Origin of the sequence: Nonomuraea sp. NPDC048882 (assembly GCF_040649755.1) — a bacterium.
In the GTDB taxonomy this organism is placed as follows: Bacteria; Actinomycetota; Actinomycetes; order Streptosporangiales; family Streptosporangiaceae; genus Nonomuraea; species Nonomuraea maheshkhaliensis.
In genome coordinates this window covers 43,445-69,226 of the sequence record NZ_JBEZGB010000015.1, presented here as the reverse complement: position 1 = coordinate 69,226, position 25,782 = coordinate 43,445, and the positions used below count along the sequence as shown (strand labels likewise).

Below are 25,782 nucleotides of genomic sequence, written 5' to 3'. Positions count from 1 at the left end.
GCTCAGGCGCGGCCCTGGTCGGCGCACCATTGGGTCCAGGTGGTGGCCCCCTTGCCGAGCTGCTTGTTGTAGAACGACGTCCAGGAGTTCTCGCTCGGCCCTGGCTCGGAGGGGGCGGCCTTGTAGAGCGGGTGGTTCGCCTCGACCTCGGCCCGCAGCCACGGCTCGACCTGGCTGTACGACCCCAGCGACCAGCTGCGGGCGTGGTAGGTGAGCTGGCCGCGTACGTCGCTCTCGGCCAGGCACATGAACGGCGCCCACGGGCTCGTCCGGGCCCAGCTGATCTTCGTCTTCATCGCGCCGGCCGGGACGCCGGGCCCGGTGCGGGCCGCGACCTCGCGGTCGTCGACGGAGAAGTCGAACATCTCCTGCGCCGCGTACACGCCGCCGGTCAGGCCGAACCGCTCGCCGATCGTGGCGCCCAGGTCCGTGCGCACGGGGATGTCGCTCGTCCACACCGTCTCGTCGTGCAGCTGCTGCAGCGGCGGGCCCGCGAAGGAGGACGTGATCGGGAACGGCCCGAAGTTGACCAGGTCGTTGTTGATCGGCACGACCGGGTACGTCCTGCCGTCGATCGGGTTCCTCCACTCCCGCAGCACGCGGCGGGGATCGGCCGGATCGGTGTAGAAGACGATCTCCCGGGAGAGCTGGTAGAGCTGGTTGGTGTCGGGGACGCGGTAGAGGCGGCGGATGTTGTATCCCTCGATGTTGAACAGCTTCTGGCCGTGGCGCATCGCGGGGTCCAGGGCGTTGCCCTCGATGTTGGCGTACACCGAGCCGGAGATCCGGAACACCATGTCCTTGCCGTCGGGACGCCCGAACGTCTGTAAGGACAGTTTCGCGCTCTTGTCGGTCACCGTCGCGTAGACGGGCCCCGGGTGCGTGGGCCCGCCGGCTCCGTCGTGCGCCGCCACGCCCGGGATTCCGGTGCTGAGGAAGATCGCGAGGGGAGCCAGCAGCCCGGTGAAACGTCGTCTGATCACGTCCGGCCTTTCCTGCCTGAAGAGGGTTCCTGCCGGGGGATTCCCGCGGCGGAGGAGCGAGCAGCGCACATGTGATCATGGAAAGCGAGCCGTTGTCCACCCCGGCCGCAGCGCTCATCGCGGCTTGGCGGAGGTGTCGTTCTCCGGCGAGGCGGGTGTCCGTTGTGGAGGACACAGTTCTGTGTCCGGGCCCACTGTGTCCGGGCCGGCTGACGCCATGCGCCCGGCCGGGCTATTTCGGGCCGCAGATGCCCAGGGCCCGGCCGATGGTGGCAGGGTCCTCGACGGTGTCGAGCAGGGCCATGGCGTAGTCGGCGCGGGAGAGCTGCATCGCCCCGCCCGTGGCGTCGGCCTCGAAGTCGATGTGCACGCGCCCGGCGGGCGGCTTGTCGTTGAGCATGGTGCCGCGGGCAATGCTCCAGTCGAGCAGGCTGGCCTGGAGCATGCCCTCGGCGCGGGCGAGGTCCACGTACACGGTCCGGAAGAAGAGCCAGGCCAGGGTGACGGCGAGGCGGGGGCGGGTGGCGGGCACCGAGCGGCTGCTGGTCATCACCACCCGTCGCACGCCGCTGTCCCGCATGGCGGTGATGAGGGTGCTCGCGATCCGGCTGCCGCCGACCGCGGCGATGACGGCGTCCTGTCCCTGGACGGCGGCGCGTACGGCGTCGAGGTCGTGCGCGTCTCCCCTGCGCACGTCCGCCAGGCCGGGGTGGCCGGTGAGCAGTTCGGGGCGGCGGGCGAAGGCGGTGATCTCGTGCCCGCGTGCGACGCCCTGGGTGAGGACGTGCTTGCCGGTTCTGCCGGCCGCGCCGATGACCAAGAGCTTCATTTAGTGCCTCCTTCTATATGGCAAGTTGCACTATAGCGTACGGCATCGGGGATCACGAGAGGGGCGACGATCGCTATAGTGCGGTGTGCAGTAGGAAGAGGCGGGGGTGAACGTGGCGCGGCGTCCTGATCTGGTGGGCCTGACGGTGCTGGCCATGCTCTCCGTACGGAACAGCCACCCCTACGAGCTGCACCGCTTCATCGTCGACACGCACAAGGACTACGTGACGGGGCTGCCGAGGAGCCTCTACCACGCGGTGGAGAAGCTGGCGGGCGAGGAGCTCATCGCGCCCGTCGAGACCACCAGGGAAGGTCGCCGGCCTGAGCGCACGGTCTACGAGATCACCGACGAAGGCCGCCGCGAGCTGTCCACCAGGCTGCGCACGCTGTTGCAGGACCCCGGGCCGGAACGCCGTACGTTCACCGCGGCCATCTCCCTCATCGGCGTCCTGCCGGTGCCCGACGCACTGAAGGCGCTGCGCGCCCGGGCGGCCGCGCTCGAAGGCACGCTGGCCGGCCTGAACGGTCACCTCAAGGCTCTTGAGGACGAGGGCCTGCCCGAGGTGCTGGTGATCGAGCTCGACTACCAGCGGGCGCTGAGCGAGACCGAACTGACGTGGGTCAGGCGGCTCGTCGAACGGCTGGAGCAGGGCGAGCTCACCTGGACCGGCACCGTCAACAGGGAACTGCTGGCCCACGTGCTCGACGAGTCGTGACCAGGGTTCCTGGGCGGGAGCCGCAGACACGGGTCCCAGGACGGGGAGGTCGTGACCCTGCGTTCTGAGCAAGAGCCGTGATCACGGATTCCTGGGCAGGACCAGGGTGAGGACGGCTCCTCCCCCGGGCGCGTTGGCGGCGGTCAGGGTGCCGCCGTGCAGGCGGGCGTTCTCGGCGGCGATGGCCAGGCCGAGGCCGCTGCCCTCGCTCCTGGCGCGGGCCGCGTCGCCCTTGGTGAAGCGGTCGAAGACGTGCGGCAGCAGGCCGGCGGGGATGCCGGGCCCGTCGTCGGAGACGATGACGATGATTCGATCGGCGTCGGCGCTGGCGCCAGCATGGGCCTTGGCATCGGCGTCTGCGCCGGCATCGACGCCGACCGCGACTCCGGGCGCGACTCCGGGCGCGACTCCGGGCGCGACTCCGGGCGCGACTCCGGGCGCGACTCCGGGCGCGACTCCGGGCGCGACGCGGACGAGCACAGACGCCTGGGCGCCCCCGTGCCGCAGCGCGTTCCCGACGAGGTTGGCCAGGATGACGTCGACCCGGCGCGGGTCGAGCCGGGCCCGCAGCCCCGCGGGAACCTCGGCGCGTACGCGGTCCTGCCAATGCCGTACCGCGAGCGTCTTGACGACCAGCTCGCGCAGGTCGACCTCGTCGAGGTTCAGCACGGCCGCGCCGGCGTCGAAGCGTGACACCTCGATCAGGTCCTCGACCAGCCGGGTGAGCGACCGCGTCTCGCCGGCCACCAGCCGCAGCGCCTCGGCGGTCAGCGGGTCGAGGCGGCCGGAGCCGGCGTCGGCGTCGAGCACCCCGGTCACGGCGGCCATCGCCGCGAGCGGCGTACGCAACTCGTGGGAGACGTCGGCGGCGAAGCGGCGCGCCCGCGCCTCCATGGCCCGCAGCGCGGCGGCGTCGGCCTGGAGCGTCGCCGACATGACGTTGAACGTACGGCCGAGGTCGGCCAGCTCGTCATCGCCCGAGACGGCGACGCGGGTGTCCAGCGCGCCGCCCGCGACCTTCTCGGCGGCCGCCCGCAACCGCCGCACCGGCCGCAACAGCCGACCCGCTGCCAGCAGCGCCGCGACGACGGAGACCAGAGCGGCGGGCAGGGCTCCGGCACGAACGGCGGTGGCCAGGGCTTCCACGTCCCGCTGCTGAGAGGCCAAGGAGAACGAGGCGTAGACGACCAGCGGCGGCGGCTCGTGTGGGCGGGCGGTGCCGGTGCTGCTGCCGGTGCTGGCGCCGGTCCCGCTGTTGGTTCCGGTCCCGCTGTTGGTTCCGGTGCTGGTGCCGGTGCTGGTGCCGGTGTTGCCATCGGCGGGGGTGTCGGCGGCGGTGACCGGGAGCACCACGGCCAGCCACGGCGTCCCGTCCCGGTGGAACCGCTGTGCGAGTGCGGTCGTCGCCGTGGCGGCGCGGGCGCGTAGCGACGCGGGCAGCGGCGGCGCCTGCGGTCCCGCCGTGACGAGGGCCCCGCCGCGATAGGACAGCGCGGTTCGCCACCCCCGCCCGGCTCCGGCGAGGTCAAGCTGCACCGCCAGCGTACGCAGATCGGCCTGGGCGGGGTCGGCGGGCAGGTCGGGCGCCCTGAAGGCGAGGTGGCCGCGCAGCTCCCGCAGGGCGTCCGCCTGCACCCCGTCCACGATCGCGTCGCGGCCCTGGCGGAAGGTGAACATGGCGCCGGTCAGCGCGCTCAGCACCGAGACCAGCAGGAACACCAGGACCAGCTGCGCCCGCAGCCCCCGGAACAGCCGCGTCACAACGGCCCGAACCGGTAACCGAAGCCCCGCACCGTCTGCACATAGCGGGGGCTGCGCGGGTCGTCCTCGATCTTGGCCCGCAGCCGCATCACGCAGGCGTCGACCAGCCGGTAATCTCCGTGAAAGCTGTGTTCCCAGACCTGTTCGAGCAGTTGCTGGCGGCTGAAGGTCTGTTCGGGGGCGGCTGACAGGAACAGCAGCAACTTCAGCTCGGTCGGGGCCATGGCGACCTGTTCGCCGTGTTTGAGCACGCGCAGGGCGACCCGGTCCACGAGCAGGTCACCGTACTGGCTGCGCTCCGAGGTGCCGGAGTGGCCAGTGCGGCGCAGCACCGCGCGCATCCGGGCCTCGATGACCTCGGCGCTGGCCGGCTTGACCACGTAGTCGTCCGCGCCCGCTTCCAGCCCGACGACGATGTCCACGTCGTCGTCACGCGCGGACAGGATCACGATGGGTACCTGGCTGAACGCGCGGATGCGACGGCACGTCTCCAGACCGCTCATGCCGGGCAGCATCAGGTCGAGCAGCACCACCTCGGGGGCACTCGCGACCAGCTCGGCCAGCCCCTCCTCGCCGGTCGCCACGAGCACGGTCTCATGCCCTCTGTGCCGCAACCCCACGCTCACACCCCGGCGCACGGCCGGATCGTCTTCAATGACGAGCACGCGAGTCACAAAGCACCTCCCTGACCGACCGAACCCGCCGTCTCACCTGTCGGTCCCACCATCTCGGCTGCCCGACCGGCCGGACCCGCCACCCAACCTGCCGGACCCGCTGACCCGCTTCCCTGACCGGTTGGTTTGTCCGGCCCGACTTTCTGGTCGGATGGTCTGGCCGATCCGTTGCCGTCGCACTCGACCAGCCAGGGGGTGTCGCCCATGCCGGGTTCGAACACCTTGATGACCGCATTGTCACCCACGCCGGGGACGGCTGCGGCGGTGCACACCAGTTGGCTGACGGCTACGTGCGGCAGGTCCCGTACCAGCCAGGGCAGGTGCAGCTCCACCCCGTCCCGGCGCACTGCGGCGCGGAGCTCCTGGTCTGCCTTAGGGAGCCGCGTGTCCAGCCCGCGAGCCCGTTCCTCCGCCGTGGGGCCGGACAGCAGCGCGTCCATCGCCTGCCGCAGCCGATCCCCTGCCGCCGCCGGCCTGGACACCGGCCACGTGCCCTGCGGCGTCACGAAGTACACCCGCAGCAGGCTGCCGCTGTCGGCGGTCAGGCCGCCGCGAACCGGCTGACCGGCGGGGAGCGCCTCGGTGTCGGTGATCCCGCACCCGGCCGACACCGCCACCGCGATCATGACGGCGATTCCGGCGGCGATCACCCTCCTGGGCCGGGCAACTCCTCGACGGTGATGCCGGCCTGCCGCCGCCGCAGCCCCCGCGATCACGGCGGCGATCACCCGTCCGACGCCTCCCCGACAGTGCCGCCGACCCATAGCCGTCCCAGGCGCCCTCGTCGTCCTCGGCACCTCCGACGTCCATGCCATCCCCGGCACATCCGCCATTCTCAGCGGGTCCAGCGCCTCCGCCGTCCTCGGCGCCATCGCCGTTCCCGACGCGTTGCCCGTTCCCGGCGTGTCCATCGCCCCCGCTGTCCTCGGTACCGCCGGCACCCTCCGTGCCCCCGACGTGGGCGGGGCGGGCGGGGGGTTGTTTGTTCTGTTCGGCATGCCCTCTCTCCGGCTACAGCTGGTCGAGCCTGCTCACGTCAACCGTCCCCGCTCCGGGATCCGGTCGGGGCAGTGCGGCCCACACTCCCACCGCGAGTCCTGCCGCGATCGCCAGCGCCGCCCATCCGCGCCGGCCGGTGGCCCAGCGGGCGCGCAGGCGTACCGGATCCTCGACGGCGGCCTTCGACACTACCGCAGCCAGCAGCGACAGCCCGGCCGCGACCGACGTCCAGGCCCAGCCGTCGAGTCCGGCCAGTGGCCTTGGCAGCAGCAGGTAGATCGGCCAGTGCCACAGGTAGAGGCCGTAGGACAGCTCTCCCAGCCGGCGCGGCACCGTGCTGCCGATCATCCGGCCGGCCAGGCCGTCCGGGGTGCGGGCGAGCAGGGCGATCAGTACGGCGGCGGCGAGGGAGTGGGCGAACATCCCGCCCTGGAACAGGCCGGGGGCCTTCTCCCCCGCCGCCAGCAGCCACGACGCCGACAGTCCGCACAGCAGCAGCGCGCAGAGCAGGTCCACGACCGGGCGCGACAGGGCCGTCAGGGCGTTCTTGACGGGCGCGGTGGCGGCTGCGGCGCCGAGCAGCAGGGAGAAGGCGCGGGTGTCGGTGCCCTCGTACGCGCGGGTCGTGTCCACCCCCGTTCCCAGCCAGGCCATGAGCGTCACCGAGACGAGCGCGCCGGCGAGCGCGACCACGGCCACCCGCCGCTGCCCGCCGGGCCCCCGGCCGACCACCGCCACCGCCAGGGGCCAGAGCAGGTAGAACTGCCACTCGACGCCGATGCTCCACAGGTGGGCGAACAGGCGGGTGCCGGCGGCGTTCCAGTAGCCGACCTGCTCGGCGATGTAGTGCCAGTTCACCAGTTGCGCGGCCACCCACGGCGCGTCCCCCAGGGCCGAGCGCAGCATGCCCGGCCCGGTGAACGCCCAGGCCAGCAGCAACGTGGCCGGGACGACTATGGCCAGGGCAGGCAGCAGTCGGCGGGCCCTGCGTCCCCAGAAGGCCGCCAGGTCGAGGCGGCCCTGCTGGTCGAGCTCGGCCAGCAGCAGCCCCGTGATCAGGAAGCCCGACAGGACGAAGAACAGGTCGACGCCGAGGAATCCGCCGCTGAGGTGGCCGGCGTGGAAGAGCAGGACGGCCGCGACGGCGAGGCCGCGCAACCCGTCGAGCGCACCGATGTGCGCACGCGGGGGCACGCGGTAAGTGGGCGGGATCGGGGTTGGGGTCCTGGATGGGGCGGGAGTCAGGGACGAGGCCGAGGCTGGAGAGGGGGCCAGGGCTGGGGTCGGGGTCGGAGTCGGGGACGAAGACGGGGATGTCATCAGCCGCAGCCGAGCTTGACGTAGCGTTCGTCGCCGGTCCACGAGCCGGTGGCCCAGGTGGCGGGGGCTGCGGGGGTGAATTCGGTCAGCTCTCCCAGCCGCTTGGCGAACCAGGTGGCGAAGGCGGCCGAGCCCTGCTGGCAGGAGTGGATGCCGTCCTTGGAGCGCTGTGCCCGTTCGGCGGAGTGGTCGGTCCCCCACAGCTGGGAGGCGTCCAGGTAGCGGGCGTTCTCGGCATCGGCGGCCCTGGCGGCCATCCTGGGCGCGCTCTTGATCGCGGCCGCGTGCGGGCGGAAGAAGTCGTCGATCTTGAACGGTGGCGCGCTCACGAGCACGAGCCGGGCTCCGCCGTCCTCGGCGGTCTTGGCGAGCTTGCGGTAGGCGGCCAGTTGCTGGCGGCCGCTCCCCCAGTCGTAGGTGGTGATCTGGTACGCGACCACGGTCGGCCGGAACGACGTGAGGTGCTCCCGGAGCGTCTTCCAGGTGCTCTTGGCCCCCATCTTCGTCACCGGATGGTCACCGGCGACGACGTTGCCGCCGCCGTCGGACGTGGCGTTCATGAATGTCACGCCCCCGGCCTCCAGCGCGGCCTCGAGTGCCGGGGCCTGGGCGCCCGCGATGGAGTCGCCCATCCACAAGACCCTGACCTCGGACGCCGCCTGCCGGTCTTCCTGTGTCTGTGCGGACTGGCCGGCCGATCCGTCCGGCGCGCCCGCCTGCGCGCTGCAGCCGGCCAGCGGGATGGCCAGTGCGGCGATTAGTGCGAGGGTCCGCCAGACGGCCGGTGGGAGGGGCGATGAGACGGTTCGTGCGGCGGTTCCGGTCGTTCGGGGGTGGCCGTGGGCGGGCCTGGAGGTCCTGCTCGTCGAATGCATGGTCATCAAGCAATCAGAGGAACCGTGGCATCGACCGGCTTGTCATCGTTTCATCACATGATGCGAGATCGGTCATCACAGGCGCGCCGCCCTCAGCCCTCCCGTCCGCGTTCCTGTCCGGACGCCTGCCGTCCGGAAACCGCCGATTGACCGCCTGCGGGAGGCGGAACAGGATCCCAAGCATGGATGTGTTCCAGCAGGCCCGGCTGGGCCCCCTCACGCTGCGCAACCGCATCATCAAGGCCGCCACCTTCGAAGGCATGGCCAGGAACGCCCTCGTCAGCGACGAGCTCATCGCCTTCCACCGCGCCCACGCCGCCGGCGGCGCCGCCATGACCACCGTCGCCGACATCGAGCGGGTCACGGCCGCACACGCCACCGCCGCCGAGCTCGCCCTACGGGCGGGGTTCGACGCCGTCGAGATCCATCTCGGGCACAACTACTTCGCCAGCTCGTTCCTCAGCCCCAGGCTCAACCGGCGCCGCGACGCCTGAGGAAGGCCGCCCTCGGCTCGTCGGAGGGCGGCCGCCCCGTGGTCAGTCCTGGTGGTTCTCCAGGAGTTGCCGTAGCCGGGTGACGATCTCGGTGTGGTCGGCGGCGGGGGGCAGGTGGTCGGCCGCGTCGGCCCACAGGTCGGTCGCCGCGCGGCCCAGCCGGGGCTCGACGCCGGTGGCCTCGGCCAGGTCGACCGCGATGCGCATGTCCTTGAGCATCAGCCGCAGGCCGAACCCCGAGTCGAACGTTCCGGGCAGCACGTAGTCCGGCCATTTGCGTTCGGTGGAGCCGCTGCGCCCGCTGGAGCCGTTGACGGCTTCCAGCATGACCGCCGGGTCGAGGCCGAAGCGCTGGCCGGCCAGCATGGCCTCGCTGGTGAGCAGCAGGTGGGTGGCGGACATGAGGTTGTTCAGCGCCTTGAGGGCGTGCCCGGCGCCGGCCGGGCCGAGGTGCAGCACCCGGCGGCCGACCGTCTCCAGAATGGGGCGTACCCGGTCGAAGTCGCCGGGGTCGCCGCCGGCCATGACGGTGAGGGTGCCGTCCACGGCGCCTTTGACGCCGCCGGAGACGGGCGCGTCCACCAGGCGTACTCTCCTGGCGGCGGCCTGCTCGGCGAGCGCGCGGGTGCTCAGCGGGCGCGAGGAGCCCATGTCGATGACGACCGTGCCGGGCGCGGCAGCCTGGAGCAGGCCGTCGGCGTGCATGACGGCCTCCACGACGTCGGAGTCGGGCAGCATGAGGATGACGGCGTCGGCGCCCTGCGCGGTGGCGGCGGCATCGGCGACCACCTCGCCACCCCCGAGGGCGTCGGCGGGGATGTGGGCACGGTCGTAGGCTCTGATGCGGTAGCCGGCCGTGAGGAGCCGGCGGACCATGGGCAGGCCCATGTTGCCCAGGCCGACGAAGCCGATCGTGGCGCCGGGCTTGAGCGGTGTGCCGTTCAGGGGATCGTCACCCCTTCCGCGCGCAGCTCGCCGAGCGTGCGCTCGGCGATGCGGAACGCCTCCAGCGCCGCGGGCACGCCGGCGTAGACGGCCGTCTGCAGCAGCGCCTCCTGGATCTCCGCCTCCGTGACGCCGTTGGCGACCGCGCCGCGTACGTGCACCGACAGCTCGTGCCCGCGGTTGAGCGCGGTGAGCATGGCCAGGTTGAGCAGGCTGCGGGTACGCCGGTCCAGGCCCTCCCTGGTCCAGACGGCGCCCCAGCAGTACTCGGTGACCAGTTCCTGCACGGGCCGGCTGAAGTCGCTCACCGCGGCGAGGGAGCGTTCGACGTGGGCCGCGCCGAGCACCGCCTTGCGCATGGCGAGGCCGGCCTCGAAGCGGTCGCCGTCCTGGGCCTTGCCGCCGGTGTCGGTGTCGGTCATCCGGACTCCTCGTCGTGATGGGCGCGGGCGTAGTCGCCTGCGGCGACCTCGTCGTGCCATTGGGTGGGGCCGATGGAGATGGCGGTGTGCGTCATCAGGGTGGTCTCGCTCGCGCCGTGCCAGTGGCGCTCGCCCGGCGGCACCCAGACGGTGTCGCCGGGCAGCAGGCGCTGGGCGGGCCCGCCCTCGGCGCAGACCCAGCCCTGGCCGGCCAGTACCTGGAGGATCTGGCCGCCGGTGTGGTGGTGCCAGTGGGTTCTTGCGCCGGGGGCGAAGGTGACGACGTTGATGGTGGTGCCGTCGGTGGCAGGCAGGACGGGGTCGGCCCAGACGGTGCCGGTGAAGGTGTCGGAGCGGAGTGAGGTGGCGGCGTCCGCGGCCCGGCCTCTGACGATCTTCATGTCAGTCCTCCTGGCTGTCGTGGACGCGGACGCCGCCGGCGACGTCGCCGATGGCGTCGACGACGCGGTTGCTGATCTGGTCGGCGTAGCCGAGGTTGGCGGCCAGGCCGAAGCTGGCCAGCGGCCCGGCCGCGTTGAGGGAGGGGACGCCGAGCGCGCGCAGGTGGTCGACGTACAGGACGATGTCCTTGGTCATGAGGGCGGAGGTCAGGCCGCCCTCCAGGTAGTCGCCCTCGACGATGCGCGGGAAGCGGTTGGCGGTGGCCCAGTTGGCGCCGCTGGAGGAGTTGAGCACGTCGAGCAGGGTGTGCGGGTCGAGGCCCGCCTTGCGCCCGGCGATCATGACCTCGCTGGTGGCGGCCAGGCTGACCGCGTTGAGGAAGTTGTTGAGCAGTTTGGCGGAGTGGCCGGTGCCGGGGCCGCCCATGTGGAAGATGCGCTGGGCGAACGTCTCCAGCACCGGCGTGATCCGTTCGACGTCCTCCCGCTCGCCGCCGGCCATGATCGTGAGGGTGCCGCGTTCGGCCGCGGCGGCGCCGCCGGAGACGCCGGCGTCGACGAGACGGGCCCCTTGGGCGGCCAGCAGGCCGGCCAGGCGGCGGGTGGAGTCGGGGGCGGCGGTGCTCAGGTCGACGATGACCTGCCCTTGCCTGGCGTGGGCGAGCAGGCCGTCGTCGCCGAGCACCACCGATTCCACGACCTTGCTATCGGGCAGCGACAGCAGGATCAGCTCGGCGTCGCGGCCCACCTCGGCCACGCTCGCGGCGGGGGTGGCGCCGGCCTTCTCGGCGGCGCCGGGGGCCGGGTCGTGGCCGAGGACGGGGTGGCCGGCGGCGGTGAGGCGGCGGGCGATGCGGCCGCCCATGTTCCCCAGGCCGACGAAGCCGATCATGAGTCGTTCTCCTTCGCGGTGATGACGCGGGCGGCCTCGTCCACGGCGGACGGGTCCCACGCGCCGGCGCCGCCGCCGGGGCGGACGGTGTTGACCCAGGCCGAGCCGCCGTCCACGGACAGCACCTCGCCGTTGATGTAGGAGGCCTCGGGGCTGAGCAGGAAGGCCACCGCGGCGGCGACCTCCTGCGGTGTCCCGGTGCGCCGCTGCGGGACGGTGGTGCCGCGCCGCCTGATGTCGTCGCCGGCGCCCGGCTTGCCCACCGCGCCGGTGAACAGCCCGGTGGGGACGAGGCCGGGGGCCACGGCGTTGACCCGCACGCCCTGCGGGCCGCCGTACATGGCGGCTCCGCGCATCACGCCGAGCACGCCGTGCTTGGACGACTCGTACGGCAGCAGGTCGTGGCTGCCGCGCAGGCTGGCGATGGAGGCGGTCAGCACGATGGCCCCGCCGCTGCCCTGCTCGGCGTACTGGCGGAAGGCGGCGCGCACGCCGAGGAAGGCCCCGCGCAGGTTGACCGCGACGACCCGGTCGAAGTCGACGACGCGGATCTCCGGCAGCCGGTCGAAGGTGCCGACGATGCCGGCGTTGAGGTGGTGCAGGTCGACCCGGCCGAAGCGGGCGACGGCGGCGGAGAGGTAGGCGTCGGTGTCGCCGGGGTCGGACACGTCGGCCTTGACGGCGAGCGCCGGTCCTGGCAGGCCGTCGGCGACGCGCTCGGCCCCTTCCAGCTCGACGTCGACCACGACGACCGACGCGCCTTCGCGCGACAGCAGCTCGGCGGTGGCCGCGCCGATGCCGGAGGCGGCCCCGGTGACGACGGCGACGGCGCCGTCGAATCTGCTGGTCATGATGTCCTTCCGGGTGCCGTCCGCCGGCCCTGGTAGACCAGGCCGAATGTCGGCAGGGTGCGGCACAGCAGGTAGTAGACGAAGTGGGTGCGGGGCCACTGGGTGACGTTCGCGCCCGAGGGCGAGTGGTAGTAGTTGTTGCAGCCGGCGTCCATGGCCGAGGCGTGCCCGGCGAGCTGGCGGTCGACCCAGCGCACGTAGCGGTCGAGGGTGCGCTCGCGGGTGTCGACCCGGGCGGCGCCGTTGCGGCGGGCCCGGCGGATGGCGCTGACGGCGATCTCGGCCTGGCGTTCGAGCTGGGCGATGATGGAGAAGCCGCCGTTGGTGTTGGGGCCGTACATGATGAAGAAGTTGGGGAAGCCGGGGACGGTCACGCCGAGGAAGGCGCGAGGGCGGTCGCCCCAGAACTCCTGGATCTCCACGCCGCGCCGGCCGGTGACGGTGAAGCCGGACAGGAAGCGGGTGGGCTGGAAGCCGGTGCTGAGGATGAGCACGTCCACCGGGTGCTCGACGCCCTGGTCGTCGACCACGCCCTTCTCGGTGACCTTGGTGACGGCGTGCGGCACCAGGTCGACATTGGGCCGGTTGAGCGCCGGGTAGAAGCCGCTGGCGTAGATGGGGCGCTTGCAGCCCCAGGGGTAGGAGGGGGTGACGGCGGCGCGGGTGGCCGGGTCGTGGATGGCGGTCTCGATGTAGCGCAGGCACAGCTCGCGCATCCTGCGCTGTTCGCGGCCCTTGGCGTCGTAGGCCTTGAAGCGGCGCATCGAGGTGTGGAAGAGCTTGAGCCGGTAGAGGCGGCGCCAGGCGGGCAGGCGCCGGAAGCGGGCCCGCTCGGCCGGGGTGAAGGCGCGCTCGCCCTTGGGCTCGACCCAGCCGGGCTCGCGCTGGAAGACCTCCAGCCGCTCGACGTCAGGGGCGATGGCGGGCACGATCTGCACCGCGGTGGAGCCGGTGCCGACGATGGCGACGCGTTTGCCGGTCAGCTCGACTTCGGCGTCCCAGCGGGCGGTGTGGAAGGACACGCCGCCGAACTCGTCCAGGCCGGGCCAGGACGGGTAGCGGGGCACGTTCAGCAGCCCGACGGCGCTGATCACGAAGCGGAAGCGGTGCTGCTCGCCGTCGGCGGTGGTCACCACGTACAGGGCGGCGGCCTCGTCCCAGGCGACCGAGGCGATCTTGACGCCGAACCGGAAGCGGGAGCGCAGCCCGAAGCGGTCGACCACGGCCTCGGCGTACTCCTGCAGCTCCGGCTGGGTCGCATGGGTGCGCGGCCAGTCGTAGGGCATGAAGGAGAAGCTGTAAGCGTGTGAGGGGATGTCCACCTCGCAGCCGGGGTAGCGGTTGTCCCACCAGGTGCCGCCGGGGGCGGGCGACTGTTCGAAGATGGTGAAGTCGTTGATCCCGGCCCGCTGGAGCTTGACGGCCGCGGCGATGCCGCCGAAGCCGCCACCGATGATCGCGACCTCGCTGGGCGTTCCTCCGGGCACGCGTTGTTCCCTCGCTTCCGTTCAGGCGGTCTCGGCCGGCGGCCGGACGTCGAACACGGCCAGCTGTGTGGCCAGGTGGTTGTACCAGCCGACGATCACCGTGACCTCGAACAGACCGGGGGCGCCGAGGGCTTTGACGGCCCGTGCGTAGGCGTCGTCGTCGAGGCCGCCGGTGCGCAGCAGGAGGCGGGTGGTGTCGAGCACGACGCGTTCGTGCTCGTCGGCGAGGCCGGGGTCGGCGCCGGTGGCCAGCGCCTCGACCTCGAGCTCCGACAGTCCCGCGGCGGCGCCGGCGAGCCGGTGGGCGTACATCTCGTACGGGCTGTCGCGGTGCTGGGCGACGCTGAGGATGATGATCTCGCGGTCGCGGGCGGTCAGCGAGATCTCGAACCGTACGGCCGCGCCGAGCTGCTCGAACGCGCTGCCGATGGCGGAGTTGAGCAGCCAGGCGTTGCACGGCCCGGTCAGGGCGCCCTGCTCGTCCACGATGGGGAACGGCCGGGGCTGGGCGGCGCGCCGGCCGTTGACCAGGGCGTCGTAGATGCGCCACTGCCGGGCGTCGAGCTCGTCGGGACCTATGGGGGCGATCCTGCTCATGCGGTGGCCTCGTCCTCGGGCATCGGGTAGTCGGCGGCGTTCAGCACCCAGCCGTCCATGCGGGAGAAGTCCGCGCGCGGCGGGGAGAAGATGTCGATCAGGTGGTTGACGCCCTCCGCGATGGCCTGGCTGGTGTGCTCGGCGGGGGGCGGGATGATGGTGAGCGACGGGCTGGCGCACTTCTCGTGCTCGTCGTCGAGCCACTGGCTCAGGTCGGTGGTCCAGGCGTAGCGCAGGTGGTGGGTGTATTCGCCGTCGATGATGAGCGAGCACTGCTCGAAGTCGTCGTGGGTGTGCGGCGACATGCGCTTGGTGTCGCGCGGCCCGGTGCGCGGGTGGGTGAAGTTCACCATGAACGAGGTGCACCTGAAGATGCGGAACGGCGGGTCGGCCAGGCCCGGCACGTCGAGGTCGTAGGTGCGCAGTTGGAATCCGCCGACCGGGTCCGGCCAGTTGACCAGGGGGGCGACGCCGGGGCGGGGCTCGGTGTAGGCGTCCTCGTTGGCGGCCGGGCCGGGGGCGACGCCGGAGCGGGCGGTGAAGATGGTGACGACCCGGCCGGTGCCGGTCAGGCGTACGTCGGCGGCGCCCGGCGGGATGAAGGTCAGGGTCTGCCCGCCGATCTCGGTGGCCTCACCGTTGATTGAGACGGTGGCGGAGGTGCCGGGGTCGGGCATGAGGACGGCGCATTCGTCGGCGTGCGTGGCCGGCACGGTGAAGCCGGTCGGGGTGACGAGGTCGGTGTAGCCGATGATCAGGTGCTGGCTGCGGCCGTACCAGGTGCGGGTGTCGCCGTCGGTGGTGGCGGGCGGCACTTCGTACCACTTGACGTGGCTCGCGGGCGTGGGCGCGCCGGCCGGCTTCCGCGCGGTCGCCGTCGGCAGTGCCGAGCGGGCGTCGGTCGGGTCGTAGGGCATTGCTGGTCCTCTCGTGGGGGCAGTGCGTACGCCAGAGGGGTGCGCGTACGTCAAAGGGGCGCGTACGTCAGAGGGGTGCGCGCCGGGGAGGGGGCGCGGCCGTCAGACGCGGGGCAGGGAGCCGGCGGCGCGGCGGAGCTCGGCGGCGGCGGAGCCGAAGATGCCCGCGTCGTTGCCGATCATGACGAAGGAGAAGCCGCGTTCGGCGGCCTGGCGGGCGGCGGCGGCGTCGCGGCAGGCGGTGCCGAGCGGGATGTTCCTGGCGCGGGCGGCCTTGAGCAGGTTCTCGCTGTGCCGTTGCAGCAGCGGGTCGTTCGCGGTGAGCCCGGTGGACATGGTCAGGTCGCCCATGCCGAGGAAGGCGGCGTTCAGTCCTGGGGTGTCGAGGATCTCCTCGGCCTGCTCCAGCGCGCTGAGGTCTTCGAGCTGCGGGATGCGCAGGGTCTCCTCGTCGCCGCGCCGGACGTAGTCGGCGGTGGCGTCGAGCCCCCAGGTGCCGGCGCGGGAGGTGGTGCCGAGGCCGCGGCCGCCGCGCGGGGGAAAGAGCATGCCGGACATCGCGCGCTGGGCGTCGGCCGGGCCGGTCACGTGCGGGACGAGGATGCCGTCGGCTCCCGCGTCGAGGACGCGTTGCAGATGGCTGCCGCCCGCGTCGGGAACGCGGACGAGGGCGTTCATCCCGAGTCCCTGGGCGACGACGATCGCGCGGTAGGTCGACTCCAGGGTCATGGGGCTGTGCTCCATGTCGGCCACCACGAAGTCGAAGCCGGCCCGGGCCAAGAGCTCGACGGTCTCCAACGCGGGGATCTTGACCCAGGTGCCGACGAGGCACGTGTCGGTGTCGCGTAGCCGTTGGAGCATACGCATGGATCCTCCTGTCCCTCATTTCGGGATGTGAGTTCTGTTAAGCGGGATGAGGCGACGGTAGGCTTTCGGGTGCTGTGCGTCAAGAGTCCGGTTCTGAACACGGACCTTTCTCGTAGTCGAAATACCCATGAAACCTTGACGGCCCCGGTAGGGCGTGTTCTACAGTCCGGCGTACCGGATGCGTGAACGCAAGCTCCGCAATGCGGGACGCGCCAGATCCGGACTACAGGCGGGAGGACCGCACGTGACCACCAACACCCCCGAGATCCCCAGCGGCGACCTTCAGGTCGTCGCTCGCGTCGTCCAGTTGCTGCGGCTGCTGGGCGAGGCGGGGACCATCGACCTGGTGTCGGCAGCGCAGGAGCTCGGAGTGGGCAAATCCACCGCGCACCGTTACCTGGCCTCGATGGAGAACCACGGCCTGCTCCAGCGCCGTGACCGCAACCGCTACGAGTTCGGGCCGCTGCTGGCCGAGCTCGGCACGATGGCGCTGTCGCGGCTGGGGGTCGTCAACGTGGCCCGCCCGATCATGGAGCAGATCAGCCTGCGCGTCCGGCACACCGTCGTCCTGACGATCTGGAACGGCCGCCAGGCGGTCGTGGCCCAGGTCCACGAGGACAGCAGCCGCACGGCCCACGTCTCGATAAGGGCCGGCAGCACCTTGAGGCGGGGAACGGCGCAGGACTGCGTTTTCCGCGCCTTCCACGACCAGTCCTTCTACCACTTCCGCAAGGAGGCGGTGGACCTCGCGCTGGAGGCCGACGGGCTGGAGGAGGTCCGCAGGACCGGCGTCGCCATCCGCTCCAGCGCCTCCGAAGGCGTGCGCGCCGTGGCGGTCCCCGTCAGGGACGCGGCCGACCGCGTCGTGGCCGCCATCGCGGTGCTCGGCGTGACCCAGCTCGTTCCCGAGGAGGACGACAGCGACGTGGTGATGACCCTGCGCGAGGGCGCACAGGCCATCAACCAGGCATTACGCGCCTCGTTCGAGCGCGCGGGAGAGTGATCGACCGCTCTCCGCACCCCGACCGGCCTTGGCCCGGCGGCGGTGATGACGGGGGTGGAACCGGGAGCCGCGACATCCCCCAGCCGTCACGGCTCTCCCCTCAAGAAAGGCAAATCACATGAGGCACAGATATCTTCGCTCCCTGCTCGCCGTCGCCACACTGCTGACCGCCACGGCGGCCTGCGGCTCCGGCGCCGACTCGACGGCCAGCGCGTCCAAGACCCTCACCTGGGCCAGTACGGGCGGCCAGTTCCAGGAGGACGAGAAGAAGGCCCTCCAGGAGCCGTTCACGGCCAAGACGGGCACCACGTTCGCCAACGTCAGCCCCGCCGACGCCGCCCAGGTCAAGGCCATGGTGGCGGCCGGGCGGACCACGTGGGACCTGGCCAACATGAGCTGGATCTACGCCGGCGCCTACTGCGGGCAGCAGTACGAGAAGCTGGACGACCCGGCGCTGGACCGCAGCAAGTTCCCGCCCGGAACGACCCACGACTGCTTCGTGCCGACCTACCGCTACGCCAACGTCTTCAGCTACAACGCCGACATCTACAAGGGCGACCAGCCCACCAAGATCGCCGACTTCTTCGACGTCAAGCGCTTCCCCGGCAAGCGCATCGTCCAGGACTACCCCAAGTCCGGCCTGCTGGAGGCCGCCCTCGTGGCCGACGGCGTGGCGCCCGACAAGGTCTACCCCCTCGACCTGGAGCGCGCGCTGCGCAAGCTCGACACCATCAAGTCGTCCCTGGTGTTCGCGCCCAGCTACGGCGCGGTCCAGCAGATGATGGTGGACCGCCAGGGCTCGATGGTCCTCACCGTCACGGCCCGCACGATCGTCACCTCCCAGAGCGGCGCCAACCTCAAGCCGGTCTGGGACTTCACCACCACCGACATCGGCGCCCTGGTCATCCCCAAGGGCTCGCCCAACAAGGCGCTGGCGCAGAAGGCGCTGGCCTTCATCACCGAGCCGGCCCAGGCCGAGGCGTACGCCAAGCTGACCGGCACGGCGCCCGCCCGCGCAGACGTCGACATCGACAAGATCGGCTACAGCGACGTGCAGAAGACGTTCAACGCCTTCCTGCCCGACCGCGGCACCCTGCTGGAGCAGGACAAGCCGTGGTGGATCAAGAACACCGACATGGTCACCAAGCGCTGGACGAGCTGGAAGGTCAGCTAGGAAACCGTCATGCCGGCTCCAACCGCACCCCCTCAGACCGCGCAGCCCGCGGTCGCGGCCGGGCGGGCTCCTGCCCGCTCGCGCCCGGCGGTCCGCCGCCGGGCGGCCGCCCTGTTCCTGCTCCTGCCCGCGCTGGTGGCGCTCGGCGTCTTCTTCGTGGTGCCGCTGCTCGACATCTTCATGCGCAGCTTCACCGACCCCGAGCCGGGGCTGGGCAACTACGTGTCGCTGTTCACCGACGGCTACACGCTGCGCGTGCTGGGCCGCACGCTGCTGGTCGGGCTGATCGTCACCGTGGCCGGCGTGCTGCTGGCCTACCCGTACGCGTACATGATGACGCTGGCCTCGCCCACCACGCGGGCCGTCATGGTGACGGTCGTGCTGGTGCCGTTCTGGACCAGCATGCTCGCGCGCAACTTCGCGTGGATGGTGCTGATGCAGGACGGCGGGGTGGTGCAGGGCATGCTGTCCCTGGTCGGGCTGGGCGGCGTCAGGCTGCTCGGCACCACGACCGGCGTGGCCGTCTCGATGATCCAGGTGCTGCTGCCGTTCATGGTGCTGCCCATGTACAGCGTCATGCAGCAGATCGACCGCCGCCTGCTGCTGGCCGGGCAGAGCCTGGGCGCGAGCCGGCTGTCGGCCTTCCGCAAGGTGTACCTGCCGCTGTCGCTGCCGGGCGTCGTCTCCGGCGCCTCGCTCGTCTTCGTGCTGGCGCTCGGCTTCTACGTCACCCCGGCGCTGCTCGGCTCGCCGCAGGACGCGCTCATCGCCCAGGTGATCGCGGTGCGCACCAGGGAGCTGCTGGACTTCGGCGGCGCCGGCGCGCTGGGCATCTTCATCCTGGTCGTGACGCTGATCTCGCTGGGAGTCAGCCGGCGGCTGGCCGGCTCCGGCGCGGCCAGCGGCGCGGCCCACGTCATGGCGGGAGGTGGCGGCCGATGAACGCGCGCCCCTGGCTCAAGATCGTCTCCGTGCTCATCGGGCTGTTCCTGACGGTGCCGACGCTGGTCGTCATCCCCATGAGCTTCTCGGCGTCCAAGACGTTCAGGTTCCCGCCCGAAGGCTTCTCGCTGGAGTGGTACGAGCGGCTGTTCACCGCGCCCGAGTGGAGCACCTCCATCGTCAACTCCCTCCAGGTCGGGCTGCTGACGATGCTGCTGGCCACCACGCTGGGCACCGCCGCCGCGCTGGGCCTGCAGCGGCTCGGCCCGCGGACCCGCGGCATGGCCAACGGGCTGCTGCTGTCGCCGATCATCATCCCGCACATCCTCATCGCGCTGGTGATCTTCTCGGCGTTCCTGCGGCTCGGCCTCAGCGGCACCCTGACCGGCATCGCGCTGGCCCACACCGCGATGGCGCTGCCGTTCGTGGTGATCGCGGTGACGGCGCGGCTGCAGGGCATGGACCCGGCGCTGCAGAAGGCCGGCGGCAGCCTCGGCGCCGGCCCGTTCTCCGTCTTCTTGAAGATCACTCTTCCGCTGGCGTTGCCCGGCGTGCTGTCCGGCGCGGTCCTGGCGTTCATCTCCTCCTTCGACGAGGTGGTGATCGCGCTGTTCCTGCAGTCGCCGTCCGCGCTCACTCTTCCCGTCCAGATGTTCAACAGCGTGACCGTGCAGATCGACCCCACCATCTCGGCGGCGTCGAGCCTGATGGTGGTGCTGGTCAGCGTTCCCATCCTGCTGGCGCAGGTGATCGGCGCGCGCCGAGGAAAGGCAGGTAGGCAACGATGAGCGCAACGGAGAGCGGCGGCGGCCGGATCGAGCTGACGGACCTGTGCAAGAGGTACGGCTCCGGCCCCCTCGTGGTGGATCACGTCAGCATCGACATCGCCCCCGGCGAGTTCATCACCCTGCTCGGGCCGAGCGGCTCGGGCAAGACCACCACGCTCAACATGATCGCCGGCTTCACCGACATCACCTCGGGCTCCATCAAGCTGGGCGGCCGCGACATCGCGCCGCTGCCCCCGCACCGGCGCGAGTTCGGCATGGTGTTCCAGAACTACGCGCTCTTCCCGCACATGACGGTCGCCCAGAACGTCGCCTTCCCCCTGCGCGAGCGCAAGGTGGCCAAGGACGAGACGGCCCGGCGGGTGGAGGAGACGCTGCGGCTGGTGGACCTGGAGGGCATGGGCGGCCGGCGCCCCGACGAGCTGTCGGGCGGCCAGCAGCAGCGCGTCGCCCTGGCCAGGGCCGTCGTCTTCTCCCCCAGCGTGCTGCTGCTCGACGAGCCGCTCAGCGCCCTGGACCGCAAGCTGCGCCAGAGCCTGCAGCAGGAGATCAAGCGCCTGCACCAGGAGCTGAAGCTGACGTTCGTGTTCGTCACGCACGACCAGGACGAGGCCATGTCGCTGTCGGACCGCATCGCGGTCTTCAACGCCGGCCGGGTGGAACGCATCGGCACCCCGGCCGACCTCTACCGCAACCCCGGCACCCGGTTCGTGGCCCGCTTCCTCGGCGAGTCCAACCTCTTCCCCGGCCGGCTGCGGCCCGGCGGCGTGTACGAGTGGGCGGGCCACAAGTGGGCCGTGGCCGACGCCGACGGCCTGCCCGCCGGGCGCGACCTCATCGTCCGCCCCGAACGCCTGAGCCTGGCCGCCACCTCCGCCGACGTGCCGGACGGCGCCAACAGCATCCCGGCGACCGTGACCACGCTGTCCTTCCAGGGCACGCACCAGCGCGCCGAACTCGACTACGGCGACGGCACCACGGGCAGCGCCGTGCTGCCGCCCGACGCCACCAACGGCATCAGGCCCGGCGGCCGCGTGACCGCCTACTGGGACCCCGCCCACCAGGTGCTGGTCACCCCGCCGGACGAGGCGGCCCCCGAGCCCGCCGCCGAGACCCCCGAACCCCGCACTGTCAAGGAGACCGCATGACCCACGCCCCCTCGGAACTGCTCGACCCCGAGCTCGACGGCGACCGCGCCACCCCCGACGCCGAGGCCGACGCGCTGCTCGTCGGCGCCGTCGACCTGCACCAGCACCCCGGGCCGAGCCCGTTCCCCCGGCGCATGAGCCTGCTGGACGCCGCCAGGGACGCGTCCGACGCCGGGTTCGAGGTCATCGTGGCCAAGTCCCACCACCACAGCATGGTCACCGACATCCTGGCGCTCGGCCCGGCCGGCCTGGACGACCTGCCGGTGGAGGTGCGCGGCGGTATCGCGCTCAACCAGAGCGTCGGCGGCCTGAACCCGTACGCGGTCGAGCTGGCCCTGCGCATGGGCGGGCGCATCGTCTGGTTCCCCACCCTGTCCTCGGCGGCGCACATCGACCACCACCGCGACCACGACACCGGCTTCCCCACCCCGGTCGTGGAGCTGCGCCAGAACGAGGTGCTCAGCATCCTCGGCGAAGACGGCGAGGTGCTGCCCGAGGTGCACGACATCCTGTCGATCATCGCGGCCGAGCAGGCCATCCTCACCTGCGGCCACCTGGGCGTGGAGGAGACCACCAAGCTGATCGCCGCCGCGCGCGGCGCCGGCATCGAGCGCATCCTGGTCAACCACCCCTGCTTCGTCGTCGGCGCCTCCGTCGAGCAGGCCGCCGAGTGGTCCAGGCAGGGCGCCCACATCGAGCACTGCCTGGTCATGTACTTCGGCCGGCCCGAGCGCCGCCGCGAGCTCGACGAGCTGCTCGCCTTCATCAAGGCCGTCGGTCCCGAGCGGACCGTGCTGTCGTCGGACTCCGGGCAGCGCAACAACCCGCTGCCCGTCACCCTGTTCCGCCGGGGCGCGCGCGGCCTGCTGGACGCCGGGCTGCCCGAGGCCGACATCCGCCGCATGCTCGGCGCCAACGCCTCCGGGCTGGTGAACCGATGAGCGGCCCCGCGACGTACGAGGTACTGGCGATCCGCTACGCCACCCGCTCGACCTCCCGCGCCCAGACGTTCCTCAACCACCACCTGTACGGCGAGCCCGACAGCCCCATCGACATGGACTTCTACCTGTGGGTGGCGCGCAACGAGCAGCGCACGGTGATCGTCGACACCGGCTACAGCGCCGCGTCCAAGGGCCACCGCGCGCCGCGCAAGGACCTGTCGGCCCCGGTCGAGGCCCTGGCCGCCCTGGGCGTGCTGCCGGAGGACTCCCCTCAGGTGATCGTGACCCACGCCCACTACGACCACATCGGCAACCTGCACGCCTTCCCCTCCTCCGAGGTCGTCCTGGCCAGGGCGGAGTTCGAGTTCTGGACCGGCCCGTACGCCGGGCGCCGCCAGTTCTCCTACACCACCGAGCCGGAGGAGCTGGAGCACCTGCGCCAGGTGCGCGACGAGGGCCGTGCCACCCTGATCGACGGCGCCACCCAGATCGCGCCCGGCATCGAGGTGATCCCCGTCGGCGGCCACACGCCGGGACAGGTCGTCGTCCAGGTCGCGACCGAGTCCGGCCAGGCCGTGCTCGCCTCCGACGCCGTGCACTTCTACGAGGAGGTGGAACTGGACCGCCCGTTCACCTACCTCACCGACCTCACCGGCACGTACCGCGCCTACGACCTGCTGCGCGAGATGACCCAGGCGCCCGGCAGCGCCCTGGTGGCCGGGCACGACGCCGGCGTGATGACCCGCTTCCCCCTGCTGCCGGGCGCCGGTGAACAGGTGGTGCGCGTTGGCTGAGAACACCCCTCCCCCCTCTGTGCCCGCCTCCGGCCCTCGGGTCGCGGTGGTGACCGGCGGCGGCAGCGGGATCGGCGCCGCCAGCGCCCGGCGGCTGTCGGGTGACGGAGCGCACGTCGTCGTCGTGGACGCCGACGGCGACTCCGCCGATGCTGTCGCCGCCTCCCTTCCTGGCCCGGCCCTCGCGGTGCACGCCGACGTGTCCACCGAGAAGGGCGTGGACGCCTACGTCGAGGCGGCGCTGACCCGCTTCGGCCGGATCGACCTGCACCACCTTAACGCCGGCGTGCTCGGCACCCTGGCGCCGCTGCCGGACGTGGCCGCGGCCGACTTCGACTACGTGATCGCGGTCAACCTGCGCGGGGTCTTCCTCGGGCTGCGGGCCGCCTTCCGCCGCTACCGCGAGCAGAGCAGCGCCGGCGCCGTGGTCGTGACCGCCTCGATCTCCTCGCTGCGCGGGGCCGACGACCAGGTGCCGTACCAGACCTCCAAGCACGGCGTGCTCGGGCTGGTGCGCGGCGCCGCCATGTACGGCGGGCCGCGCGGCGTGCGCGTGAACGCGGTCGCCCCCGGCCTCATCCCGACCGGCCTGTTCGCCTCCTCCGACGACGCCTCGCGCGCCAAGACGATGGAGCGGCGCGGCGGCACCGTCCCCATGCGGCGGGTCGGCACGCCCGAGGAGATCGCCGGGGTGGTCGCCTTCCTGCTCGGCGACGACGCCGCGTACGTCACGGGAGAGGTCGTCTCCGCCGACGGCGGGGCGTTCATGGTCAACACGGTGACCCGCGGCGGCGGCGCGGGCGCCTGGACGCCGGACAACTGACGAACGGGCCACCTGACGCCGGACCACTGACGCCGGCCGGTCGGCCGACGATGCGAGGAGAACACACGACATGACGCTCACCACCCGCCAGCAGGAGATCAAGGACGAGTTCGTCCGGGTGCGCGGCACCTGGGGCGAGGCGTGGGAGAGCATGCTGCGGCTCGACCCCGGATTCCTGGAGTCCTATCTGCGCCTGTCGGCGGTGCCCTGGAACAGGGACCGCCTGCCGCCCAAGGTCAAGGAGTTCGTCTACATCGCGATGGACGCCGCGGCCACCCACCTCTACACTCCCGGCATCCGCCAGCACGTCCGCGCCGCCCTCGGCTACGGCGCGAGCGCCGAGGAGATCATGGAGGTGCTGCAGCTGACCGCCACCCTCGGCATCCACGCCTGCAACATCGGCGTGCCGCTGCTGCTGGAGGTGCTGGAAGAGGAGGGGCTGCGCGACGGCCCCGAACCGCTCGACGAGCGCCGCGAGGAGCTGAAGGCCGACTTCACCCGCCGGCGCGGCTACTGGCACAGCTTCTGGGACGGGCTGCTGGAGCTGGACCCGGACCTGTTCGAGGCCTATCTCGACTTCTCCGGCGTGCCCTGGACTACCGGCGTGCTGGAGCCGAAGGTCAAGGAGCTCATCTACATCGCCTTCGACGCCTCCGCCACGCATCTGTACGAGCCGGGGCTGAAGCTGCACATGCGCAACGCCCTCGGCCTCGGCGCCACCGCGGAGGAGATCATGGAGGTGCTGGCCATCGTCAGCGTCATCGGCATCCACACGGTGACCGAGGGCGCGCCCATCCTGGACGAGGAGCTACGCCGCGCCGACGGCCCGAACGGGGACGTACTGAACGCGGACACACTCAACAAGGATGGCCTGAACGGCGATGGGCCGAACGGCGAGAGTGGCGGCCTGATGGGCGGCGGCGGCCGGTAGCCGGGGGCGCGGCCCGGTTAATCGGAGGCGGGCTCCGGCACCCCGCCAGTACCATGAAGTGGTGATCTTCGACCTGGCCGCCGGACCCGGCGGCGGCGACGACGACCGTGCGGCGGGGCGACCCGCCTCGGCCGGCGCCGCCCGCCGCGCCGGGAGAGCCGCGCCGGGAGGCGTACCCGAGGGCATGCCGGGGGGCGTGCCGTCATGGCCGTGAGCATGCACGACGTCGCCCGCGCGGCCGGCGTCTCCCAGCGCACGGTGTCCAACGTCGTCAACGACTACGCCTATGTCCGCCCTGAGACGCGCCAGCGGGTGCTGGAGGCCATGGAGGAGCTCGGTTACGTGCCCAACGCGGCCGCCCGCAGCCTGCGGCGCTCCCGTACGGGGCTCATCGCGCTCGTCGTCCCCGACTTTCGGGCGCGCATCTTCGCCGACCTCGCCGGCCCGGTCGTGCGCGAGGCCGAGGCGCTCGGCCACCGGGTGCTGATCGAGGTGACCGACTCCGACCGCGAGCGCGAGCTGCAGGTCCTGACGGGCGGCCGCAACCAGCTCACCGACGGCGCGATCATGATGGCGCTGTCCCTGCGGCCGGAGGACGGGCGGCACCGCCGCCCCGGCTTTCCGCTCGTGCTCATGGGCGACCACGTGCTGGAAGGCGACATCCACCATGTCGCCATCCCCAACCGGGAGGCGTCCCTGGCCGTGGTCCGCCATCTGGTGAGCACGGGCCGGCGGCGGCTGATGCTGCTCGGCCACGGCCCCCACGGCAGTGAGACGGCGAGCATGCGCCTGCGCGGCTTCCTCGACGGACTGGCCGAGGCGGGGCTGCCCGCCGACGAGGCCCTGATGGTCGCGGCCGACTGGTCCCGCGCGCGCGGCCGGCAGGCGATCGAGGAGCACATCGGCTCGGGGCGCCCGCTGCCCGACGCCATCTTCGCGATGAACGACTCCCTGGCGCTCGGCGCGCTGAGGGCGCTGCGCGAGCGCGGCGTCCTCGTGCCGCAGGAGGTCGCGCTGGTGGGGTTCGACGACGTGGAGGAGGCCCGCTACTCCACGCCGTCGCTGACGTCCGTCTCCCCCGACCTGGAGGCGATGGCCGCCCACGCGGTCGCCATGCTGCACGAGCAGATCACCGGCAAGCCGAGCGGGCGCGAGCCGCACATCACGGTCGACTTCCACCTGCGGGTGCGTGAGTCGAGCCAGTGAGGCCCG

29 protein-coding genes are annotated in these 25,782 nt (G+C 72.0%); 13 read left to right on the top strand and 16 right to left on the bottom strand.

What is annotated here, in order from left to right; translation table 11 throughout:
- Positions 1-2 precede the first annotated feature (2 nt).
- On the bottom strand, positions 3-983 hold the full coding sequence (locus AB0C27_RS41490; RefSeq protein WP_357856555.1) for a DUF1838 family protein: 981 nt from the start codon (positions 981-983) through the stop codon (positions 3-5).
- A gap of 232 nt (positions 984-1,215) precedes the next feature.
- Positions 1,216-1,812 (bottom strand): NAD(P)H-binding protein, encoded by a 597-nt coding sequence (locus AB0C27_RS41485; RefSeq protein WP_357856552.1) that lies wholly within the window; start codon positions 1,810-1,812, stop codon positions 1,216-1,218.
- 106 nt (positions 1,813-1,918) lie between these two features.
- On the opposite strand from AB0C27_RS41485, the gene AB0C27_RS41480 reads away from it, so the two are divergent.
- Positions 1,919-2,527: a PadR family transcriptional regulator gene (locus AB0C27_RS41480; RefSeq protein ID WP_357856549.1), complete on the top strand. Its 609-nt coding sequence runs from the start codon at positions 1,919-1,921 to the stop codon at positions 2,525-2,527.
- Between the two features lie 81 nt (positions 2,528-2,608).
- On the opposite strand, the gene AB0C27_RS41475 is transcribed toward AB0C27_RS41480, so the two are convergent.
- The 5 genes from AB0C27_RS41475 to AB0C27_RS41455 form a co-directional block, all read right to left on the bottom strand.
- Positions 2,609-4,288 (bottom strand): HAMP domain-containing sensor histidine kinase, encoded by a 1,680-nt coding sequence (locus AB0C27_RS41475; protein WP_357856546.1) that lies wholly within the window; start codon positions 4,286-4,288, stop codon positions 2,609-2,611.
- On the bottom strand, positions 4,285-4,962 hold the full coding sequence (locus AB0C27_RS41470) for a response regulator transcription factor (protein WP_357856543.1): 678 nt from the start codon (positions 4,960-4,962) through the stop codon (positions 4,285-4,287). Before AB0C27_RS41470 ends, AB0C27_RS41475 begins: the two co-directional genes overlap by 4 nt.
- Positions 4,959-5,690: a GerMN domain-containing protein gene (locus AB0C27_RS41465; protein ID WP_357856541.1), complete on the bottom strand. Its 732-nt coding sequence runs from the start codon at positions 5,688-5,690 to the stop codon at positions 4,959-4,961. The genes AB0C27_RS41470 and AB0C27_RS41465 overlap by 4 nt, the downstream gene beginning before the upstream one ends.
- A gap of 283 nt (positions 5,691-5,973) precedes the next feature.
- Entirely contained in the window at positions 5,974-7,155 is a 1,182-nt protein-coding gene (locus tag AB0C27_RS41460; protein ID WP_357856538.1) for an acyltransferase, read from the bottom strand.
- A gap of 125 nt (positions 7,156-7,280) precedes the next feature.
- The gene (locus AB0C27_RS41455; RefSeq protein ID WP_357856535.1) at positions 7,281-8,162 is read right to left on the bottom strand and encodes an SGNH/GDSL hydrolase family protein; all 882 of its coding nucleotides are present in this window, start codon (positions 8,160-8,162) and stop codon (positions 7,281-7,283) included.
- Between the two features lie 176 nt (positions 8,163-8,338).
- On the opposite strand from AB0C27_RS41455, the gene AB0C27_RS41450 reads away from it, so the two are divergent.
- On the top strand, positions 8,339-8,650 hold the full coding sequence (locus tag AB0C27_RS41450) for a hypothetical protein (RefSeq protein ID WP_357856532.1): 312 nt from the start codon (positions 8,339-8,341) through the stop codon (positions 8,648-8,650).
- Between the two features lie 42 nt (positions 8,651-8,692).
- On the opposite strand, the gene AB0C27_RS41445 is transcribed toward AB0C27_RS41450, so the two are convergent.
- The 9 genes from AB0C27_RS41445 to AB0C27_RS41405 form a co-directional block, all read right to left on the bottom strand.
- On the bottom strand, positions 8,693-9,562 hold the full coding sequence (locus AB0C27_RS41445) for an NAD(P)-dependent oxidoreductase (protein WP_357857139.1): 870 nt from the start codon (positions 9,560-9,562) through the stop codon (positions 8,693-8,695).
- Positions 9,563-9,591: 29 nt separating this feature from the next.
- On the bottom strand, positions 9,592-10,017 hold the full coding sequence (pcaC, locus tag AB0C27_RS41440; protein WP_357856530.1) for a 4-carboxymuconolactone decarboxylase: 426 nt from the start codon (positions 10,015-10,017) through the stop codon (positions 9,592-9,594).
- Complete coding sequence (locus AB0C27_RS41435; protein WP_357856527.1) at positions 10,014-10,418, bottom strand: cupin domain-containing protein; 405 nt, start codon at positions 10,416-10,418, stop codon at positions 10,014-10,016. The genes pcaC and AB0C27_RS41435 overlap by 4 nt, the downstream gene beginning before the upstream one ends.
- Position 10,419: 1 nt before the next feature.
- The gene (locus AB0C27_RS41430) at positions 10,420-11,310 is read right to left on the bottom strand and encodes an NAD(P)-dependent oxidoreductase (RefSeq protein ID WP_357856524.1); all 891 of its coding nucleotides are present in this window, start codon (positions 11,308-11,310) and stop codon (positions 10,420-10,422) included.
- Positions 11,307-12,161 carry a glucose 1-dehydrogenase gene (locus AB0C27_RS41425; RefSeq protein ID WP_357856521.1) on the bottom strand — a complete coding sequence of 285 codons (855 nt, stop codon included), beginning with the start codon at positions 12,159-12,161 and terminating at the stop codon, positions 11,307-11,309. Before AB0C27_RS41425 ends, AB0C27_RS41430 begins: the two co-directional genes overlap by 4 nt.
- Positions 12,158-13,648, bottom strand: a complete 1,491-nt coding sequence (locus tag AB0C27_RS41420; protein WP_357856518.1) for an NAD(P)/FAD-dependent oxidoreductase — start codon at positions 13,646-13,648, stop codon at positions 12,158-12,160. Before AB0C27_RS41420 ends, AB0C27_RS41425 begins: the two co-directional genes overlap by 4 nt.
- 21 nt (positions 13,649-13,669) lie before the next feature.
- Entirely contained in the window at positions 13,670-14,245 is a 576-nt protein-coding gene (locus tag AB0C27_RS41415) for a carboxymuconolactone decarboxylase family protein (protein ID WP_357856516.1), read from the bottom strand.
- Positions 14,242-15,162 (bottom strand): hypothetical protein, encoded by a 921-nt coding sequence (locus AB0C27_RS41410; RefSeq protein WP_357856513.1) that lies wholly within the window; start codon positions 15,160-15,162, stop codon positions 14,242-14,244. Before AB0C27_RS41410 ends, AB0C27_RS41415 begins: the two co-directional genes overlap by 4 nt.
- A 102-nt stretch (positions 15,163-15,264) precedes the next feature.
- Entirely contained in the window at positions 15,265-16,029 is a 765-nt protein-coding gene (locus AB0C27_RS41405) for an aldolase/citrate lyase family protein (RefSeq protein WP_357856510.1), read from the bottom strand.
- Positions 16,030-16,273: 244 nt separating this feature from the next.
- Between AB0C27_RS41405 and AB0C27_RS41400 the strand changes: the two genes are divergently transcribed.
- From AB0C27_RS41400 to AB0C27_RS41350, 11 genes are all read left to right on the top strand, one after another.
- Positions 16,274-17,032, top strand: a complete 759-nt coding sequence (locus AB0C27_RS41400; protein ID WP_357856507.1) for an IclR family transcriptional regulator — start codon at positions 16,274-16,276, stop codon at positions 17,030-17,032.
- A gap of 118 nt (positions 17,033-17,150) precedes the next feature.
- Entirely contained in the window at positions 17,151-18,206 is a 1,056-nt protein-coding gene (locus AB0C27_RS41395; RefSeq protein ID WP_357856504.1) for an extracellular solute-binding protein, read from the top strand.
- Positions 18,207-18,215: 9 nt separating this feature from the next.
- The gene (locus tag AB0C27_RS41390) at positions 18,216-19,148 is read left to right on the top strand and encodes an ABC transporter permease (protein WP_357856501.1); all 933 of its coding nucleotides are present in this window, start codon (positions 18,216-18,218) and stop codon (positions 19,146-19,148) included.
- The gene (locus tag AB0C27_RS41385) at positions 19,145-19,936 is read left to right on the top strand and encodes an ABC transporter permease (RefSeq protein WP_357856498.1); all 792 of its coding nucleotides are present in this window, start codon (positions 19,145-19,147) and stop codon (positions 19,934-19,936) included. Before AB0C27_RS41390 ends, AB0C27_RS41385 begins: the two co-directional genes overlap by 4 nt.
- Positions 19,933-21,081: an ABC transporter ATP-binding protein gene (locus AB0C27_RS41380; protein ID WP_357856495.1), complete on the top strand. Its 1,149-nt coding sequence runs from the start codon at positions 19,933-19,935 to the stop codon at positions 21,079-21,081. The genes AB0C27_RS41385 and AB0C27_RS41380 overlap by 4 nt, the downstream gene beginning before the upstream one ends.
- Positions 21,078-22,022: a DUF6282 family protein gene (locus AB0C27_RS41375; RefSeq protein WP_357856492.1), complete on the top strand. Its 945-nt coding sequence runs from the start codon at positions 21,078-21,080 to the stop codon at positions 22,020-22,022. The genes AB0C27_RS41380 and AB0C27_RS41375 overlap by 4 nt, the downstream gene beginning before the upstream one ends.
- Positions 22,019-22,816: an N-acyl homoserine lactonase family protein gene (locus tag AB0C27_RS41370; RefSeq protein WP_357856489.1), complete on the top strand. Its 798-nt coding sequence runs from the start codon at positions 22,019-22,021 to the stop codon at positions 22,814-22,816. The genes AB0C27_RS41375 and AB0C27_RS41370 overlap by 4 nt, the downstream gene beginning before the upstream one ends.
- Positions 22,809-23,639 (top strand): SDR family NAD(P)-dependent oxidoreductase, encoded by an 831-nt coding sequence (locus AB0C27_RS41365; RefSeq protein ID WP_357856486.1) that lies wholly within the window; start codon positions 22,809-22,811, stop codon positions 23,637-23,639. The genes AB0C27_RS41370 and AB0C27_RS41365 overlap by 8 nt, the downstream gene beginning before the upstream one ends.
- Before the next feature lie 70 nt (positions 23,640-23,709).
- The gene (locus AB0C27_RS41360; protein ID WP_357856483.1) at positions 23,710-24,570 is read left to right on the top strand and encodes a carboxymuconolactone decarboxylase family protein; all 861 of its coding nucleotides are present in this window, start codon (positions 23,710-23,712) and stop codon (positions 24,568-24,570) included.
- A gap of 61 nt (positions 24,571-24,631) precedes the next feature.
- On the top strand, positions 24,632-24,784 hold the full coding sequence (locus AB0C27_RS41355; protein ID WP_357856480.1) for a hypothetical protein: 153 nt from the start codon (positions 24,632-24,634) through the stop codon (positions 24,782-24,784).
- Between the two features lie 2 nt (positions 24,785-24,786).
- Positions 24,787-25,776, top strand: a complete 990-nt coding sequence (locus tag AB0C27_RS41350; RefSeq protein WP_357857136.1) for a LacI family DNA-binding transcriptional regulator — start codon at positions 24,787-24,789, stop codon at positions 25,774-25,776.
- Positions 25,777-25,782: the final 6 nt, after the last annotated feature.

What these genes read in the sequence shown, in the direction of transcription:
- AB0C27_RS41390 (WP_357856501.1), top strand. Translation starts at nt 18,216, where the DNA reads ATGCCGGCTCCAACCGCACCCCCTCAGACCGCGCAGCCCGCGGTCGCG.
- AB0C27_RS41370 (WP_357856489.1), top strand. Translation starts at nt 22,019, where the DNA reads ATGAGCGGCCCCGCGACGTACGAGGTACTGGCGATCCGCTACGCCACC.
- AB0C27_RS41375 (WP_357856492.1), top strand. Translation starts at nt 21,078, where the DNA reads ATGACCCACGCCCCCTCGGAACTGCTCGACCCCGAGCTCGACGGCGAC.
- AB0C27_RS41455 (WP_357856535.1), bottom strand. Translation starts at nt 8,162, where the DNA reads ATGACCATGCATTCGACGAGCAGGACCTCCAGGCCCGCCCACGGCCAC.
- AB0C27_RS41410 (WP_357856513.1), bottom strand. Translation starts at nt 15,162, where the DNA reads ATGCCCTACGACCCGACCGACGCCCGCTCGGCACTGCCGACGGCGACC.
- AB0C27_RS41450 (WP_357856532.1), top strand. Translation starts at nt 8,339, where the DNA reads ATGGATGTGTTCCAGCAGGCCCGGCTGGGCCCCCTCACGCTGCGCAAC.
- AB0C27_RS41395 (WP_357856504.1), top strand. Translation starts at nt 17,151, where the DNA reads ATGAGGCACAGATATCTTCGCTCCCTGCTCGCCGTCGCCACACTGCTG.
- AB0C27_RS41415 (WP_357856516.1), bottom strand. Translation starts at nt 14,245, where the DNA reads ATGAGCAGGATCGCCCCCATAGGTCCCGACGAGCTCGACGCCCGGCAG.
- AB0C27_RS41380 (WP_357856495.1), top strand. Translation starts at nt 19,933, where the DNA reads ATGAGCGCAACGGAGAGCGGCGGCGGCCGGATCGAGCTGACGGACCTG.
- AB0C27_RS41385 (WP_357856498.1), top strand. Translation starts at nt 19,145, where the DNA reads ATGAACGCGCGCCCCTGGCTCAAGATCGTCTCCGTGCTCATCGGGCTG.
- AB0C27_RS41425 (WP_357856521.1), bottom strand. Translation starts at nt 12,161, where the DNA reads ATGACCAGCAGATTCGACGGCGCCGTCGCCGTCGTCACCGGGGCCGCC.
- AB0C27_RS41430 (WP_357856524.1), bottom strand. Translation starts at nt 11,310, where the DNA reads ATGATCGGCTTCGTCGGCCTGGGGAACATGGGCGGCCGCATCGCCCGC.
- pcaC (WP_357856530.1), bottom strand. Translation starts at nt 10,017, where the DNA reads ATGACCGACACCGACACCGGCGGCAAGGCCCAGGACGGCGACCGCTTC.
- AB0C27_RS41405 (WP_357856510.1), bottom strand. Translation starts at nt 16,029, where the DNA reads ATGCGTATGCTCCAACGGCTACGCGACACCGACACGTGCCTCGTCGGC.
- AB0C27_RS41435 (WP_357856527.1), bottom strand. Translation starts at nt 10,418, where the DNA reads ATGAAGATCGTCAGAGGCCGGGCCGCGGACGCCGCCACCTCACTCCGC.
- AB0C27_RS41485 (WP_357856552.1), bottom strand. Translation starts at nt 1,812, where the DNA reads ATGAAGCTCTTGGTCATCGGCGCGGCCGGCAGAACCGGCAAGCACGTC.
- AB0C27_RS41350 (WP_357857136.1), top strand. Translation starts at nt 24,787, where the DNA reads ATGCACGACGTCGCCCGCGCGGCCGGCGTCTCCCAGCGCACGGTGTCC.
- AB0C27_RS41360 (WP_357856483.1), top strand. Translation starts at nt 23,710, where the DNA reads ATGACGCTCACCACCCGCCAGCAGGAGATCAAGGACGAGTTCGTCCGG.